14 protein-coding genes are annotated in these 15,760 nt (G+C 60.5%); 8 read left to right on the forward strand and 6 right to left on the reverse strand.

The annotated features are described in order from the left end of the window. Positions 1-26: 26 nt before the first annotated feature. On the reverse strand, positions 27-296 hold the full coding sequence (locus SM764_RS17795; protein ID WP_369002386.1) for an usg protein: 270 nt from the start codon (positions 294-296) through the stop codon (positions 27-29). A gap of 206 nt (positions 297-502) precedes the next feature. On the opposite strand from SM764_RS17795, the gene gyrA reads away from it, so the two are divergent. Together gyrA and SM764_RS17805 are read left to right on the forward strand one after the other, a co-directional pair. Further along, a complete protein-coding gene (gene gyrA, locus SM764_RS17800; RefSeq protein WP_197492330.1) occupies positions 503-3,256 on the forward strand; it encodes a DNA gyrase subunit A in 2,754 nt (917 codons plus the stop codon). A 126-nt stretch (positions 3,257-3,382) separates the two neighbouring features. After that, on the forward strand, positions 3,383-3,733 hold the full coding sequence (locus SM764_RS17805; protein WP_065270254.1) for a DUF6614 family protein: 351 nt from the start codon (positions 3,383-3,385) through the stop codon (positions 3,731-3,733). A 69-nt stretch (positions 3,734-3,802) separates the two neighbouring features. Here SM764_RS17805 and SM764_RS17810 read toward each other — a convergent pair whose 3' ends face one another. The 3 genes from SM764_RS17810 to SM764_RS17820 form a co-directional block, all read right to left on the reverse strand. Then, entirely contained in the window at positions 3,803-5,272 is a 1,470-nt protein-coding gene (locus tag SM764_RS17810) for a carboxypeptidase M32 (RefSeq protein ID WP_368946595.1), read from the reverse strand. A gap of 4 nt (positions 5,273-5,276) precedes the next feature. Next, positions 5,277-6,425, reverse strand: a complete 1,149-nt coding sequence (gene ctaA, locus SM764_RS17815; protein ID WP_369002387.1) for a heme A synthase — start codon at positions 6,423-6,425, stop codon at positions 5,277-5,279. A 65-nt stretch (positions 6,426-6,490) separates the two neighbouring features. Further along, the gene (locus SM764_RS17820; protein ID WP_065273454.1) at positions 6,491-7,243 is read right to left on the reverse strand and encodes an RNA methyltransferase; all 753 of its coding nucleotides are present in this window, start codon (positions 7,241-7,243) and stop codon (positions 6,491-6,493) included. Between the two features lie 166 nt (positions 7,244-7,409). On the opposite strand from SM764_RS17820, the gene SM764_RS17825 reads away from it, so the two are divergent. Then, positions 7,410-8,042, forward strand: a complete 633-nt coding sequence (locus tag SM764_RS17825) for a thiamine phosphate synthase (protein WP_369002388.1) — start codon at positions 7,410-7,412, stop codon at positions 8,040-8,042. Between the two features lie 65 nt (positions 8,043-8,107). Here SM764_RS17825 and SM764_RS17830 read toward each other — a convergent pair whose 3' ends face one another. After that, positions 8,108-9,250, reverse strand: a complete 1,143-nt coding sequence (locus tag SM764_RS17830) for a HupE/UreJ family protein (protein ID WP_369002389.1) — start codon at positions 9,248-9,250, stop codon at positions 8,108-8,110. On the opposite strand from SM764_RS17830, the gene SM764_RS17835 reads away from it, so the two are divergent. The 4 genes from SM764_RS17835 to SM764_RS17850 all read left to right on the forward strand — a co-directional run bounded on the left by SM764_RS17835 (position 9,249) and on the right by SM764_RS17850 (position 12,709). Next, a complete protein-coding gene (locus tag SM764_RS17835) occupies positions 9,249-10,049 on the forward strand; it encodes a DUF4198 domain-containing protein (RefSeq protein WP_369002390.1) in 801 nt (266 codons plus the stop codon). The genes SM764_RS17830 and SM764_RS17835 overlap by 2 nt on opposite strands. Positions 10,050-10,097: 48 nt before the next feature. Next, entirely contained in the window at positions 10,098-11,024 is a 927-nt protein-coding gene (locus SM764_RS17840) for a PfkB family carbohydrate kinase (RefSeq protein ID WP_369002391.1), read from the forward strand. After that, entirely contained in the window at positions 11,021-11,935 is a 915-nt protein-coding gene (locus tag SM764_RS17845) for a pseudouridine-5'-phosphate glycosidase (RefSeq protein WP_369002392.1), read from the forward strand. Before SM764_RS17840 ends, SM764_RS17845 begins: the two co-directional genes overlap by 4 nt. An 81-nt stretch (positions 11,936-12,016) precedes the next feature. After that, the gene (locus SM764_RS17850) at positions 12,017-12,709 is read left to right on the forward strand and encodes a DUF502 domain-containing protein (protein ID WP_065270246.1); all 693 of its coding nucleotides are present in this window, start codon (positions 12,017-12,019) and stop codon (positions 12,707-12,709) included. Positions 12,710-12,799: 90 nt separating this feature from the next. Here the strand turns inward: SM764_RS17850 and SM764_RS17855 are convergent, their stop codons facing one another. Next, positions 12,800-13,573: a 3-hydroxybutyrate dehydrogenase gene (locus SM764_RS17855; RefSeq protein WP_369002393.1), complete on the reverse strand. Its 774-nt coding sequence runs from the start codon at positions 13,571-13,573 to the stop codon at positions 12,800-12,802. 462 nt (positions 13,574-14,035) lie between these two features. Here SM764_RS17855 and SM764_RS17860 point away from each other — a divergent pair, with 462 nt between their 5' ends. Beyond that, positions 14,036-15,751: an extracellular solute-binding protein gene (locus tag SM764_RS17860; protein WP_490363086.1), complete on the forward strand. Its 1,716-nt coding sequence runs from the start codon at positions 14,036-14,038 to the stop codon at positions 15,749-15,751. The last annotated feature ends 9 nt before the right edge of the window (positions 15,752-15,760 follow it).

Genomic DNA, 15,760 nt, shown 5'->3' on the forward strand with positions numbered 1-15,760 from the left:
TCCATCCACAGCCCGGCACATGCCGTTCAGTGGATACGGAACTCACCCTTCACGTGCCGCCATTCCCCGGCGCCGATCATCTTGCGGTGGGTAAAGCGGACCGAATGCAACGGTCCGTCGATCTCCTGGTGCCAGAATTCGATGAACCGGAACATCCGGTCGTGGTCTGGCGCCAGATCGTAGTCCTGCCACAGAAATGTATTCAGAACATGAGGATGGTCCGGCATGTGATAGATGAATTCGGCCGTGGTCAGCCCATAGCCCTTGAGCATCAGTTCCGTTTCGCTGATCTCCATATGTGGTCTCCTGCAACGAAGCCCCCCGTGAAATCCTAGCCGCGGATTGGTTAACAGTTTCGAAACCATGCTGTTGATGCCCGCCGCACTCTGCCCGGGCCGCACAGTCCACACGCGCGCCCATCAGCCAGCTTGCGCCCCATATGGGGTGTCTGATAGGGTGGCCTGACACAATAGAGACCCATAATACAGAACGGGCAGCAAACGTGAGCGATACGCCGGATACCCCTGAAAACATGGACGAAACACCGCCCCAAGGGCCGGTATATGAGGGGCCGACGGTCTCCATCGAATCCGAGATGCGCACGTCCTATCTGGACTATGCCATGTCGGTCATCGTCAGCCGGGCCATTCCCGACCTGCGCGACGGGCTGAAACCGGTTCACCGCCGGATTCTTTATGCCATGCATGAGACCGGCAACACCCACGACAAATCCTACCGCAAATCGGCACGTCCGGTTGGCGACGTGATGGGTAAATACCACCCGCACGGCGACAGCGCGATCTATGACGCCCTTGTCCGCATGGCGCAGGATTTCTCGATGTCGCTGCCGCTTTTGGATGGTCAGGGCAACTTTGGCTCGATGGACGGCGATAACCCCGCCGCGATGCGTTACACCGAAGTGCGCATGGACAAGCCTTCGGCCTTTATGCTGGCGGATATCGACAAGGATACCGTCGATTTCCAGGACAACTACGATGGCAAGGACCAGGAACCGACGGTTCTGCCCGCGCGTTTCCCCAATATGCTGGTCAACGGCGCCGGCGGCATCGCGGTTGGTATGGCCACCAACATCCCGCCGCACAATTTGGGCGAAGTTGTTGATGCGACCCTGGCCCTGATCGACGAACCGGATCTGACCAGCGAACAGCTGATCGAATATGTGCCCGGCCCCGACTTCCCGACTGGCGGCGTGTTGCTGGGCCGCTCTGGCGCGCGCAAGGCCTATCTTGAAGGACGCGGAAGCGTCATCATCCGCGCCAAGACCCGGGTCGAGGAGATCCGCAAGGATCGCTACGCCATCATCGTGGACGAAATTCCCTATCAGGTGAACAAGGCCTCGATGATCGAAAAGATCGCCGAACAGGTGCGCGACAAGAAGATCGAAGGCGTTTCCCACGTTCAGGATGAATCCGACCGCAACGGTGTGCGCGTGGTGGTCGAACTGAAGCGTGACGCCACTGCCGAGGTGGTGCTCAACCAGCTTTATCGGTTCACTCCGATGCAGACGCATTTCGGCTGCAACATGCTGGCGCTCAACGGCGGCCGACCTGAGCAGCTGACCCTACGCCGGTTCCTGACCTCCTTTATCGATTTCCGCGAAGATGTGGTCGCACGCCGGACCGCTTATCTGCTGCGCAAGGCGCGGGAACGCAGCCATATCCTTTGTGGTCTGGCGGTTGCCGTTACCAATATCGACGAGATCGTCACGACGATCCGCCAATCTGCGGATGCGGCCGAAGCGCGTGAAAAGCTGATGACCCGCCGCTGGCCGGCGCAGCCGATCCTGGAATACATCGCGCTGATCGATGATCCGACCCATACAGCGAACGAAGACGGGACCTACAACCTGTCAGAAACTCAGGCCCGCGCCATTCTGGAACTGCGCCTGCAGCGCCTGACCCAGATCGGGGTCAAGGAAGTCACCGACGAGTTGGAAGAACTGGCCTCCAAGATCAAGGAATACCTTGAGATTCTGGGCTCGCGTGACCGGATCATGGGCATCATCGCTGACGAGTTGCGCGAGGTTCGCGAGAATTTCGCCGTGCCGCGCCGCACCGAAATCGTCGACTGGTCCGGTGATATGGACGATGAGGACCTGATCGAGCGCGAGGACATGGTGGTCACCGTCACCTCGGGCGGCTATATCAAACGCACCCCGCTGGTCGATTTCCGCGCCCAAAAACGCGGCGGCAAGGGCCTGTCGGGGATGCAGACCAAGGAAGAGGATGTTGTCACCACCCTCTTTGTTGCGAATACCCATACACAGCTGTTGTTCTTCACCACTGATGGCATGGTCTACAAGCTGAAGACCTGGCGCCTGCCGCAGGGCGGACGCACCTCGAAAGGCAAGGCCATCGTCAACATCCTGCCGATCCCCACGGGGGTGTCGATCGCGGCCATCATGCCGGTCGACCGGGCCGAGGATGAATGGGACGATCTGCAGATCATGTTCGCGACATCTGCTGGAACTGTACGCCGCAACCGGTTGTCAGACTTCACAAATGTCATGCGCAACGGAAAGATTGCGATGAAGTTCGAGGACGATCACGCGGACACCAAACTGATCAATGCCCGGATCTGCTCCGAGGATGACGACATCATGCTGGTCACCAACACCGGCCGCGCGATCCGGTTCCCCTCGACCGAGGTCCGGGTGTTCAACAGCCGCAATTCCGTTGGTGTACGCGGGATCAAGCTGAATGAAGGCGACGAGGTCGTATCGATGTCGGTGATCCGCCACTCGAAATACACGCCCGAACAGCGGACGGCGTATCTTAAGATGCGCCGGGCCATGGCCGGGATCGCAGACGATGCAGAACCCTCGGATGAGGATAGCGTGGCAGATCCCAACTTCTCGACCGAGCTTTATGCAGAAATGTCAGCGGCCGAAAACCTGATCCTCACCATTACCAAGGGCGGTCAGGGTAAGCTGAGCTCCAGCCACGATTACCCGGTTCGGGGTCGTGGCGGTATGGGCGTCACCGCCATGGACAAGGCGATGCGCGGCGGCGAACTTGTGGCGTCTTTCCCGGTTGAGGTTGAAGACCAGATCATGCTGGCGACCTCTAAGGGTCAATCGATCCGGGTGCCGGTGGATGGAATTTCCTTCCGGTCCCGCTCGGCCGGCGGCGTCCGTGTCTTCAACACTGGCAAGGGTGAAGAGGTGGTTTCGGTCGCCTGGATTGCCGACAGCGGTGACGATGATGAGGCTGAGGTTGAGGGCGGCGAAGCCTGACGCCCACTCCCCAAACCAAAGCAACAAAAGACGCCGTCCCGGCCCGGGGCGGCGTTTCGTTTTTACCGATGGGTAAACAATTTCTGCCATGCTGATGGGAAACATTTGCGTGGGAGGAGCCACCCGATGAACATGTACCACTGCTACATCGACCTTCATCACGAAGCCAAAGCGCTCGCGTTTTCCAGCGCCGTCGATCAATGGATGTCCTACCTGCAAGAACGCAAGGTGATCAACGGCTGGCGCCTGCTGCGTCGCAAGCTGAACCTTGCCAGCGATTCCTGCCGTGATTTCCTGCTTGAGATCGAATTCGAGAACATGACCCAGCTGGACCAGGCCTTTCGGGTGTTGGGTGAAAAAGACGAAGAGATTGAAAAACTCTACGCGAATGTCTCTGCGTTGATCGCAAATTCCGACTTTGGGCTCTACCGGCCATTTCCGGATCCGGAACGGGCGGAGCGCATGGCTCTGGTCTGATTCCGCTGTAGTTTATACAAAAAGGCCGGGCATAGCGCCCGGCCTTTTCTGTTGTTCCCGCCAGGCGGCTTACAGATCGTAGAGCGCGCCGAATTTCTGTTCGAGATAGTTCATGAGCGGCGCGTGGTCCGGCTCCATTCCCGCCGCATGGGCGATGGTATCCCGCGGGCTGCGCAAGCCACCGTGCTGCTGCAACTTCTCGCCCAGCCAGCCGGTTGCGGCCGAAGTATCGCCTTGCGCCAGATCCGTATCCAGCTGCGGCACATCCCGGCGCAGCGCCTCGTGCAGGCAGCCGGCGTAGACATTGCCCAGCGAATAAGTCGGGAAATAACCAAAGAGACCAACCGACCAATGCACGTCCTGCAGACAACCGTTTGAAGGCTTGTCGACGGCATAGCCAAAATCGGCCTCAAACCGGTCATTCCAGGCCGCCTCTAGGTCCGCAACCTCCAGATCGCCTTGCATCAATGCCCGTTCGAGATCGAAACGGAGCATGATGTGCAGGTTATATTGCAGCTCATCTGCTTCGGTCCGGATATAACCGTTATGAACCTTGTTGACCGCCGCGTAGAAGGCATCGGCATCGGACACGCCAATGTCGTCAAAGCTGTCCCGCATCTGTTCGAACAACCATCCAGTAAAGGCGCGGCTGCGGCCGATCTGGTTTTCATAAATCCGGCTCTGGCTTTCGTGCACGCCCATCGACACACCGCGCCCCAGCGGCGTCAGCAGGTAATCGCGGCTGATGTTCTGCTCATAGGCGCCGTGGCCAACCTCGTGAATGGTCGAATAGAAGCAGTTGAACGGATCTGTTTCGCTGGTCCGGGTGGTAATCCGCACATCCAGCCCTGAGCCAGAGCTGAACGGGTGCACCGCCTTATCGACCCGGCCATGCGCCATGTCATATCCAAAGGTGCGCGCCAACGTGCGCGCCAGCTGCATCTGGGCTTTTTCATCAAACCGCCCCGACAGGCCCTGCGGCGCTGGCTTATCCAGAACCCGGGCGCGCAGGTCCACCAGACCGGGACGCATCGCATCAAAGATTTTTGCGATTTCAGAAGAGGTTGTGCCGTGTTCGTAATCCGCGACCAGCGCATCATACAGATCACCACCCGCCGCCAGTGCCTGACCTTCCTCACGCTTCAGTGCGACCACTTCCTCCAGCACAGGCAGGAAGGCCGCCACGTCTTCATTGGCGCGGGCCTCGGCCCATTTTCCCTGCGCTTCTGAGGTGACCTGTGCCAGTTTCTTGGCCAGATCCGCGGGCACCTTGATGGTACGGTCGTAGCTGCGGCGGATTTCGCGCAGATGCGCAGCGCCCACCTCATCCGGGGCTTCGGCCTGCTCCAGCCATTCCGCCACCTGCGGCGCGCTGCGGCGGGCGTGCAGCACGGATTCGATCGCGGCCATCTCCGCGCCGCGCTGCCCGGTGGCCCCGCGCGGCATCATGGTTTCCTGATCCCAGCCCAGACGGCCAGCGATCTGCCCCAAAGCCTGCGTGTCACGCTCATAGGCCATCAGCTGTTCAAATGCGGTCATATTCTCAATGGTCCTTGATGGAAGTTGCAATCGGATAGCCTGCCAGGAAGCGGGCGCGCAGGATCAGGACCCACAGAACCACAGCCATCAGCTGGTGCAGGATCGCTGCCTGCCAGGGCGCAGCGTAAAGAACGGTGATCACACCAAGGGCAATCTGTACGATCAAACCTGCAAAGACGGCGTTGAAGGCGAACCGGGTCGCGCCATGGGCACTGGCGCGGCCGCGCAGCCAGACAACCACCCCAAAAGCAAACAGAAGATAGCCACAGACCCGGTGAACAAACTGCACCAAGCCTGGGTTTTCAAAGAAGTTCTTCCACATCGGTTCAATCATCAACGGATTGGGCGGGATCACCTGCCCGCCCATCAGCGGCCAATCAGTATAGGACCGCCCAGCGTCAATGCCTGCCACCAGCGCGCCCAGCAGGATTTGCAGGAACGCAAAGTGCAAGAGCCCGGTCGAGAGGCCGAAGATCTTTGCTTCCTTGGCCCGGCGCGCCTGCATCAGGTCCCGTTCCTGCCGCCCCAGAAGGAAGCCATACCAGGCGATCAGCCCGAGGATGACAAAGGCCAGGCCAAGGTGCGTCGCCAGCCGATAGGAGGCAACCGAGGTCATGCCCTCGCCCTGGGTCACGCCCGAAGAGACCATCCACCAGCCGATTGCACCCTGAGCCCCGCCCAAAGCCCCCGGCAGGATCAGCCGCCCGGTCCAGCCGGTCGGGATCTTGCGGGCCAGCAGAAAGCCAAAAAAGCCAACCGCCCAGACCAGCCCGATGACACGGCCCAGTTGGCGATGGCCCCATTCCCACCAGTAGATCGATTTGAAGTCAGCAAGCTCCATCCACTGGTTATGGATCTGCCACTGGTCGATCTGCTTGTATTTGTCGAACTCCCGCTGCCATTCCGCCTCGTTCATCGGCGGAATGGCCCCGGTGACGGGGCGCCATTCGGTGATCGATAGGCCGGAATCGGTCAGACGGGTCAACCCGCCGACCACGATCATCGCCACCACCAGCGCAAACAGCACAAAGAGCCAGGCCCGGATCGCCTTGCGGGCGCCGCCCCGGCCCCGGTCGATCATGCCGGTTGCGGCGGTCTGCGGCTTGGCCTCGGGTTCACTGACCTCTTGGAAGATACTGCGCTTGCTGCTCATGCTCGTCCCTCTTCGGTTTCGCGGTGAAGCTAGGGTTGGCGGTCCGGATCGTCCAGTGCTAACGCTCAGCTATCGTCCGACATTTTCTTCCAGCGGACCATCTGCCGCATCACCCCATGCAGCATCTGCACATCCGCCCGCGTCAGGCGCATGCGGCTGAACAGGTTGCGGAAGACTACTTTCATCCCCGGCGCCTTTTCCGGCGGGAAGAAATAGCCGGCTTCCTCAAGCCGGTCCTCGTAATGGGTCACCAGCGCCTCAACCTCAACGCCGGTTGCCCAGTCGGATTTGCCGATCTCGAAAACCTCATGCTCGACCTCCGCCGCCTGACGGCGCCATTCATAGGCAGCCAGCAGCACGCATTGACCAAGGTTGAGCGAGGCAAACTCCGGGTTGACTGGCACCGTGATGATAGCATTGGCACGGGCGATATCGTCATTCTCAAGGCCAGCGCGTTCCGGGCCGAACATCACCGCGACCTTCTCGCCGCCACGGATTTTCTCAATCGCCAGCTTCATTGCAGCTTCGGGGCTGTACACCGGTTTGGTCAGCTCACGCGGACGCGCAGTGGTGGCAAAGACAAAGGAACAGTCCTCCAGCGCACCAGGCACATCGGGGGCCAGCAGTGCCTCGTCCAGCAGCCGCCCCGCACCCGAGGCCATGGCCACCGATTTTGGGTTCGGCCAGCCGTCGCGCGGCGCGACGATGCGCATCCGGTCCAGCCCGAAGTTCCACATCGCACGGGCGGCAGCGCCAATGTTTTCGCCCATCTGGGGGCGCACCAGAACAAAGGCGGGCTGTGGCATATCGCTGGGCATGTCTGTCTCCATAGCGCCCAAAGGGCATTTCCCCTGCTGTAATCGCAGGGGCTGCGAACGGCAAGGGCATCCACTGCTGGTCCCGGCGTCGCAGGGCGGCGCAGGATCCTTGCGTCCTGTGGCAGATGCGTTAAACACCAGCCAGCAAGCAACAGGAGCGCCCTTGATGGATACCGCCGCGGACACAGTGGAAAAGCCCCAGATCTATCTGATTTCGCCGCCTAGTTTTGAACTGGGCCGGTTTCCCGACCAGCTGGCCAAGGTGCTCGACAGCACCGAGATTGCCTGCGTGCGCCTAGATCTGGCAAGCCGCGATGAAGACACGCTGAGCCGGGCCGGTGACGCCCTGCGCGAGGTTTGCCTAGCCCGCGATGTGGCCATCGTGATTTCCGATCATCAGATCCTGGCCGAGCGGCTCGGCCTTGATGGCGTGCACCTGACCGATGCCTCCAAATCCGTGCGCAGCGCCCGCAAGGCGCTTGGCGCCGATGCCATTGTCGGCAGCTTTTGCGGAGCTTCCCGCCACGACGGGCTGACTGCAGGCGAAGCCGGCGCCGATTACATCAGCTTTGGCCCCGTCGGCACATCCGGCCTGGGTGATGGCGCGGTGGCTGAGCAGGAGCTGTTCCAGTGGTGGTCCGAAGTGGTAGAAGTGCCGGTCGTGGCCGAAGGCGGTTTGACTGAAGAGCTGGTCGGAAGACTTACTCCTTACACGGATTTCTTTGGCATTGGCGAGGAAATCTGGCGCAGCGAAGATCCCGTCGCCGCGCTTCAGACATTTATCAAGGCAATGGGCTGACCGCAGCCCTCACAGATAGCACGCCATCGCCCCGATGTTACAGCTGCGGGGCGATGGAAACACGATCAGAGCCAGACGCGTTCCACGAACCAATAGCTGCCGATCAGCGCAATCGTAACGGAGGCTGGAATGGCTACGCGGCCGCGGTATTTCGGATGACCGCCGAACCAGTAACCGACCAGCAGATAGGCAAGCGCGATCACCGTCAGCTGCCCCAGTTCAACCCCGACATTGAACCCGATCAGCGCCGGAATGAACTGCGCCTGCGGCAGGCCAAATTCCCCCAGTACGCTGGCAAAGCCCAGCCCGTGCAACAAGCCAAAACCAAAGATCACCACCGTCCGCCAGCTGTGCAGCCGCCGGGCAAAGATGTTCTCCACCGCAACAAAGACGATCGAGGCCGCAATCAGCGGCTCCACCACCGCCGGGTTCACAGTCACCAGCCCCAGCGCGCCGCAAGCCAGCGTGATGGTGTGGGCGACGGTAAAGGCGCTGACCTGCCACAAAAGCGGCTTCAGACGGGTACTGAGGAAGAAAAGCCCCAGGACAAACAGGATGTGATCCAAACCTTTTGGAAGGATGTGGTCAAAGCCGACCGGGATATAGCTGGTAAAAGCCTTTGCCGGGGACAAGGCCGATCCGCCCCCGATCGCGATGGGTCCGCTGCTCTCACCGCCCTGAATATAGCCGGTAAAAGGTTCTTCCACCCCGTTCTGACGCAGAACCACGGCGCCTGCCCCTTCTGGCCAGCGGATCGTCAGCGCCGAGGCAAGCGGCGGTAGCTCCCCCGAAAGGGACAGCACACTCTCGCGCGGCAGTTCGACGTCACCAACCGATGCGACGCGTACATCTTCCACCACCAGCGGCACCGGGCTACCTGCCTCGACATCAAGGGTTTTCAGCCAGTCCTCGGCAAACAGGCGCAGCATCGGCGCCAGTTCCTCGGGCGGCATGGCGCGCAACAGATCGTAATCGCCCGCCTGATCGGCCGCTTCGGTGTCTTGGTGCGTATCCAGATCAATACCGGCGACAAATGCCTCTGCATTCAAACGAAGAGACAGATGTAACGTGTTGTCCTCAATTGTGAAATCACCAATGGCCGGTGTTACCTCATGGGCTAGGGCGCGCTCGGCGCCCCAAAAGCCGAGACTTGACAGCAGGCAGAGGCATGCCACCTTCATCCCACGCAGCAACAAAGAATTCGTCATGAAAAATCACCTGGCCTGTTTACTCGTTTTTGCATTCTCGTTCAGGCTGGCAGAACCAGCCCTGTCCCATGAGTTTTGGATCGAACCGCAGAATTATCAAGTTGAATCCGGAGAGGAACTCCCAGCGCAATTGCTGAACGGGCAAGAGTTCAAGGGCTTTCGGCTGCCCTATTTCAAAACTCGCACCAAACGCTCCGAGGTAATCACCGGTGACACCACCACCCCTTACGAAGGACGCATGGGCGATTTACCGGCCCTGACAGTGACCGCCGAACGGGACGGGTTGCTGACTCTAGTCTATGAAACCATGCCGGAAACGCTGATCTATGAGACTTGGGAAAAATTTGACGCCTTCGCCGAGCACAAGGGATTTGCCGATATCCGCACCCGGCACGAGGGGCGCGGCCTGCCGGTGGATGGTTTCACCGAACGCTACAGCAGGCACGCGAAATCCCTGATTGCCGTCGGCAGCGGCGCCGGGTCGGACCGGGAAAGCGGCTTGGAGACGGAGTTTGTTGCACTGGAAAACCCCTATTCGTCCAAGGGCGACACACTACCGGTTCAGCTGTTCTATCAGCAAAAACCGCGCGTAGCCGCACAGGTCGAAATCTTCGAACGCGCGCCCGATGACAGCGTGACCATCACCTTGACCCAGACTGATGCAGAGGGGCGCGCCGAGATCCCGGTGAAGCCCGGCCATACCTATCTTCTGGACGCTGTTGTGCTGCGCCCGTCCGATCCGGAAACCGGCGCGGTATGGGAAACGCTTTGGGCTGCGCTGACCTTTGCGGTGCCATAGGTTGCAAAGCCGCTTGCGGGGGCGCGTGAAAGGCGGCAAGAGAGAGCCATGACATCGCCCCGTTCCGATACCCCCATGGCCCAACCTGCTCCCGCCCAGATTCTCTGCATCGGATCGGTGCTTTGGGACGTGATTGGCCGCTGCTCCTCTGACATGCAACGCGGATCTGACATGCCGGGGCGGATCACCCGCCTGCCCGGCGGCGTTGCCATGAACATCGCCATGACACTGGCCCGCTTTGGCCTGAAACCCGCGCTGCTGAGCGCGATTGGTCAGGATGCCGAAGGGGATGAGCTGATCGCCGCCTGTGGTCACCTGGGGCTTGATACGCAGCACGTCTACCGCTCCGAAGATTTACCGACCGACCAGTATATGGCGGTCGAAGGCGCCAACGGGTTGATTGCGGCAATTGCCGATGCCCATTCGCTGGAGGCCGCGGGGGCGAAAATCCTCCGCCCGCTGCTGGATGGCACCCTTGGCTCGGAAACCGCGCCCTATGCCGGGCCGGTTGCGCTGGATGGCAACCTGACCCTGTCCCTGCTTGACGACATCGCCGCCAGCCCCGCCTTTGCCAATGCCGACCTGCGGGTGGCGCCTGCCTCTCCGGGCAAGGCAGAACGGTTGCGGCCTTTCCTCATGCGCAGCCGCGGCACGCTTTACGTCAACCTCGAAGAGGCCGGTTTGCTTTGCCAGGCGACCTTTGCCGATAGCGAAACCGCCGCAGCCGCCCTGCTGGAGCGCGGCGCCGCGCGGGTTCTTGTCACCGACGGCAGCCGGTCGGCTACCAAGGCGGACGCACACAATACCTTTACGCTTGAGCCGCCGCAGGTCACCGTGGCCCGCGTCACCGGCGCTGGCGATACTTTCATGGCGGCGCATATCGCCGCCGAGACCCGCGGCGAGCCGCCCGCTACGGCGCTGGCATCTGCTTTGACCGCCGCAGCCACATATGTTTCAGGAGAGCCTCCGCTGTGATCCCCATCAAATATTCCCAAGAAGTGGCCGAGGCCCGCGCTGCCGGTCGCGCCATTGTCGCGCTTGAAAGCACCATCATCACCCACGGCATGCCTTATCCGCAAAACGTGGAAACCGCCGCACAGGTCGAACAGGACATTCGCGATGCGGGCGCGGTTCCGGCCACCATGGCGGTGATGAACGGCAAGCTGTACGTAGGCCTAGAAGCGGATGAGCTGCAGGCGCTGGGCCAGGCGAAAGACGTCGCCAAGGTGTCGCGCGCGGATATCGCTGCCTGCATCGCCAGTGGCGGCACCGGAGCGACCACCGTGGCCGCCACCATGATCGCTGCCCGGCTGGCGGGGATTTCCGTCTTTGCCACCGGCGGCATTGGCGGCGTGCACAAGGGCGCCGAAACCAGTTTTGACATCTCCACCGACCTGATGGAGCTGGCGCAAACCCCGGTGACTGTCGTTGCGGCTGGCGCCAAGGCGATTCTGGACATCCCGAAAACGCTGGAAGTTCTGGAAACCCAAGGGGTTCCGGTGATTTCTTATGGTCAGGACAGCTTCCCCGCCTTCTGGTCGGCGCAATCCGAACTGATGGCGCCACTGCGGATGGACACGGCCAAAGAGATCGCCAGCGCCCATGCAATGCGTCAGGCCATGGGGCTCAACGGCGGGCAGTTGGTAGCGAACCCGATCCCGACCGAGGCACAGATCCCGTCCGAGGAACTGGCTCCGATCATCGCACAGGCCCAATCCGAGGCCGACGCACAGGGTATTTCCGGCAAGGGGGTGACACCCTTCCTGCTGCAGCGCATCTTTGATCTGACCGAAGGACGCTCGCTGGTGGCCAATATCGCGCTTGTGCGCAACAACGCCCGTCTTGCTGCGGCTATTGCTCAGGAATTGAACGCAATCGCGGGCTGATATGGTAATTCGGCAGCGCGGCCATTGCCGTTCTGCTGAACAGTGCCTAGGTTCCCCGCATCTGTCATCGTGAATGCGCCCATGACCACTCCATTTGATCAAGAACCCCACCGCCGTCCCGGCCTGTTCGCGCGACTGCGCTCTTCCTTTCTGACCGGTATCGTCGTGATCGCGCCGGTGGGGCTGACACTCTGGCTGCTCTGGACCGTGATGGGCTGGATTGACGGAGTGGTTCTGCCCCTGGTGCCGCATACCATGCGGCCCGAGCAATATATCGGCATTAACCTGCGCGGCGTCGGGCTGATCATCTTCCTGTTGTTCACCATCATCGTCGGCTGGATTGCAAAAGGCATCATCGGCCGTTCGCTGATCGGGTTCGCGGAGAACCTGGTGGACCGGATGCCGGTGATCCGCTCGGTTTATTCCGGAATCAAACAGATCTCGGAAACCGTATTCGCTCAGTCGGAAAGCAGCTTTGATACCGCCTGTCTGATCCAGTATCCGCGCAAGGGCGTTTGGGCGATCGCTTTTGTCTCGACCAAGGCGAAGGGCGAAATTGCCCAGCGGGCCGAAACATCCGGCGGTTTGATGAGCGTCTTCATCCCGACAACACCCAACCCGACCTCCGGGTTCCTGTTGTTTGTGCCAGAAGAGGATGTGACCGTTCTCGACATGTCGGTCGAGGATGCAGCGAAACTGGTGATTTCCGCCGGACTGGTCTACCCGAACCCCAAGGATCCGACGCAGCCGCCCGCCGACGGGGCCAAAGGCTGACGACTTAGGCTTTTTCGTGCTTTAGCCTGCAATATCGGCATTAAGAGCGGCAGCTATCTCGCTGCCACTCCACTCCTTTTCCCACACCGCTTACAGAGCGGTCCAGCCACCATCGACGCTGATCGTGGTGCCGGTGATCTGCGCAGCCGCATCCGAGCACAGGAAGACAGCCGTACCGCCAAGTTGCTCAACCGTGGCGAATTCGCGCGAGGGCTGACGCTCCAGCATGACCTTCTTGATCACCTCCTCGCGGCCCATGTTGTATTTCTCCATGGTGTCCGGGATCTGTGCCTCGACCAGCGGTGTCAGCACGTACCCCGGGCAGATCGCATTGGCGGTGATCGGCTCTTCAGCGGTTTCCAGCGCCACGGTCTTGGTCATACCGACCACGCCGTGCTTGGCCGCCACATAGGCCGATTTATAGGGCGATGCGGTCAGACCATGTGCAGAGGCGATATTGACCACCCGGCCCCAGCCCGCTGCGCGCATCTTGGGCAGTGCCGCTGCGGTGGTGTGAAAAGCCGAGTTGAGATTGATCGCGATGATCGCATCCCATTTGTCCAGCGGGAACTCATCAATCGGGGCGACATGCTGGATCCCGGCATTGTTGATCAGAATATCGCAGCGGCCCGCCTTGTCGATCAGGCCGCGGCAGTCTTCACCTTTGGACATATCCGCTTGAATGTAGCGGGCATTGACCGAGAACTCCTTGGCGATCTCTTCGGCCAGCGCGTGGTCTTCGTCCCTGTCGGTGAACGAGTTCAGAACCACATCCGCACCGGCGCGCGCCATCTCGCGCGCAACGCCAAGGCCGATGCCCGAATTCGATCCGGTAATCACCGCCGTTTTGCCCTTCAGTGTCATATCTCAGGTGTCCTTTGAGCTGAGTTGAGTTGCGCGGCATTCTGCCACGTGACCGGGGCAAAGAAAACGCGTAGGACTACTGACTTGTTCATCCAGGACGGCCGAAATACACAGCGCTTCCGCCGTACTCTCCCAAGCTATTTGCCAAAGAAAACCACACGATTTTACCAAAAAAAACGCCCGCACGAAGCGGGCGTTAAGTTATTGAGGCAGGTTTCATACAGGCAAGAAACCTATCGAGCAGTGACCCCTTTATACGCAATTTCGTGCTTTCATCCAAGCTAAAAGTTTGAAAAGACAAAGACGCGCCTCTACCGTGAAGGCTCAAGTAAATAAGGGCAGAATGGGATTGTTGCCAAAGTGAGGTCAGAATATTTCTCCGCCGCCAGATCGCTTGTGATGGGAATCGGGCTTTGTCTCAACGCCAGTTTTGCAGCCGCAGAATCAGCCCATGGTATTGCAATGTATGGCGAACCGGCGCTGCACCCTAGCTTCACCGCGCTTCCCTATGCCAACCCCGAGGCCCCAAAGGGCGGCAGGCTGGTTGTCGGCAACACCGGCGGCTTTGATACGCTGAACCCATTTGCCCAGAAAGGCACCCCGCCCTGGCAGCTCCGCTTCTGGGGATACGAAAGCCTGATGGGCCGCTCCTGGGATGAACCCTTTACCCTTTATGGCTTGCTGGCCGAATCGATCAACGTGCCCGAGGACCGCTCCTGGGTCGAGTTCACGTTGCGCCCCGAGGCGCGGTTTTCCGATGGCAGCTCTGTCACGGTCGAGGATGTGCTTTGGTCCTATGAAACGCTCGGCACCGAAGGTCACCTGCGCTATCGCGGGTTCTGGTCCAAGGTCGCCGGGATTGAACAGACCGGTCCACGCAGCCTGAAGATTACCTTCAATACCGAAGACCGGGAGCTGGCGCTGATCGCCGGTATGCGCCCGATCCTTAAAAAGGCGCAGTGGGAAGGGAAGGATTTCGCGGCCTCTGGCCTCAGCGAGGCGCCCATAGGCACCGGTGCCTATGTGGTCTCCGATTTCGAGCCGGGCCGGTTTGTCACCCTTTCCCGCAATCCCGACTACTGGGGCGCGGATCTACCGCTGCGGCGGGGCATGCATAACTTTGACGAGCTCCGCATAGATTTCTTTGGCGATCAGACGGTGCTGTTCGAGGCCTTCAAGGCCGGAGAGCTGAGCGCCTATCGTGAATTCAACGCAGACAAATGGAAAAGCGCCTATGACTTTCCCGCCGTTAGCAATGGCGACGTGGTCAAAAGCGAGATCCCGCATCAGCGCCCATCCGGCATGACCGGACTGGCGATGAACACACGCCGCGCACCGCTGGGTGACTGGCGCGTGCGAGAGGCGCTGATCCTTGCCTTCAATTTCGAATATATCAACGGCACCGTGACCGGCGGTATCCAGCCGCGGATCACCTCTTATTTCTCCAACTCCACCCTTGGCATGCGGGACGGTCCCGCGCCTGATGAGGTGCGCGCACTGCTCCAGCCCTATGCCGACAGCCTGCTGCCCGGCACGTTGGAAGGCTATGCCCTGCCCACCAGCGATGGCACCAAACGCAACCGCAGGAATCTGCGCCGTGCAGTCGCCCTGCTGGCCGAGGCAGGATGGACCGTCCAGGACGGCGTGCTGAAGAATCCTGACGGACAGGTGCTGACGCTGTCGGTCCTCTTGCGCCAGGGCGATGCAGAGATGAAAACCATCGTCGAAATCTACGCCCGCGCACTGGATCGTCTGGGCATCACTATCACGCCAGAGCTTGTTGATAATGCGCAATATGTGGCGCGCCAGTCCGAGTTCGATTTCGACCTGACCCGGTTCCGCCGCGATCTGTCGCTTAGTCCCGGCAACGAACAGAAACTCTATTGGGGGCGCGCCGGGGTCAACCAACCGGGCAGCCGCAACCTGATGGGCATCGACAGCCCCGCCGCCGAAGCGATGATTGACCAGCTGCTGACCTCAAAGAGCACGGATGACTTCACCGCTGCGGTACGGGCACTGGACCGTGTGCTGACGGCGGGGCGCTATGTGATCCCGATCTGGCAATACGACAAAGGGCGCATTGCCCATAAGCGGCAACTGGCCCATCCCGAGAGCCTTCCAATATATGGTGATCGCACCGGCTTCTTCCCCGACGTTTGGTGGCATCAACCAGAGTAACTGGGCACG

It is taken from the genome of Pseudophaeobacter sp. 1A16562, assembly GCF_041008785.1.
GTDB lineage: Bacteria > Pseudomonadota > Alphaproteobacteria > Rhodobacterales > Rhodobacteraceae > Phycobacter > Phycobacter gallaeciensis_A.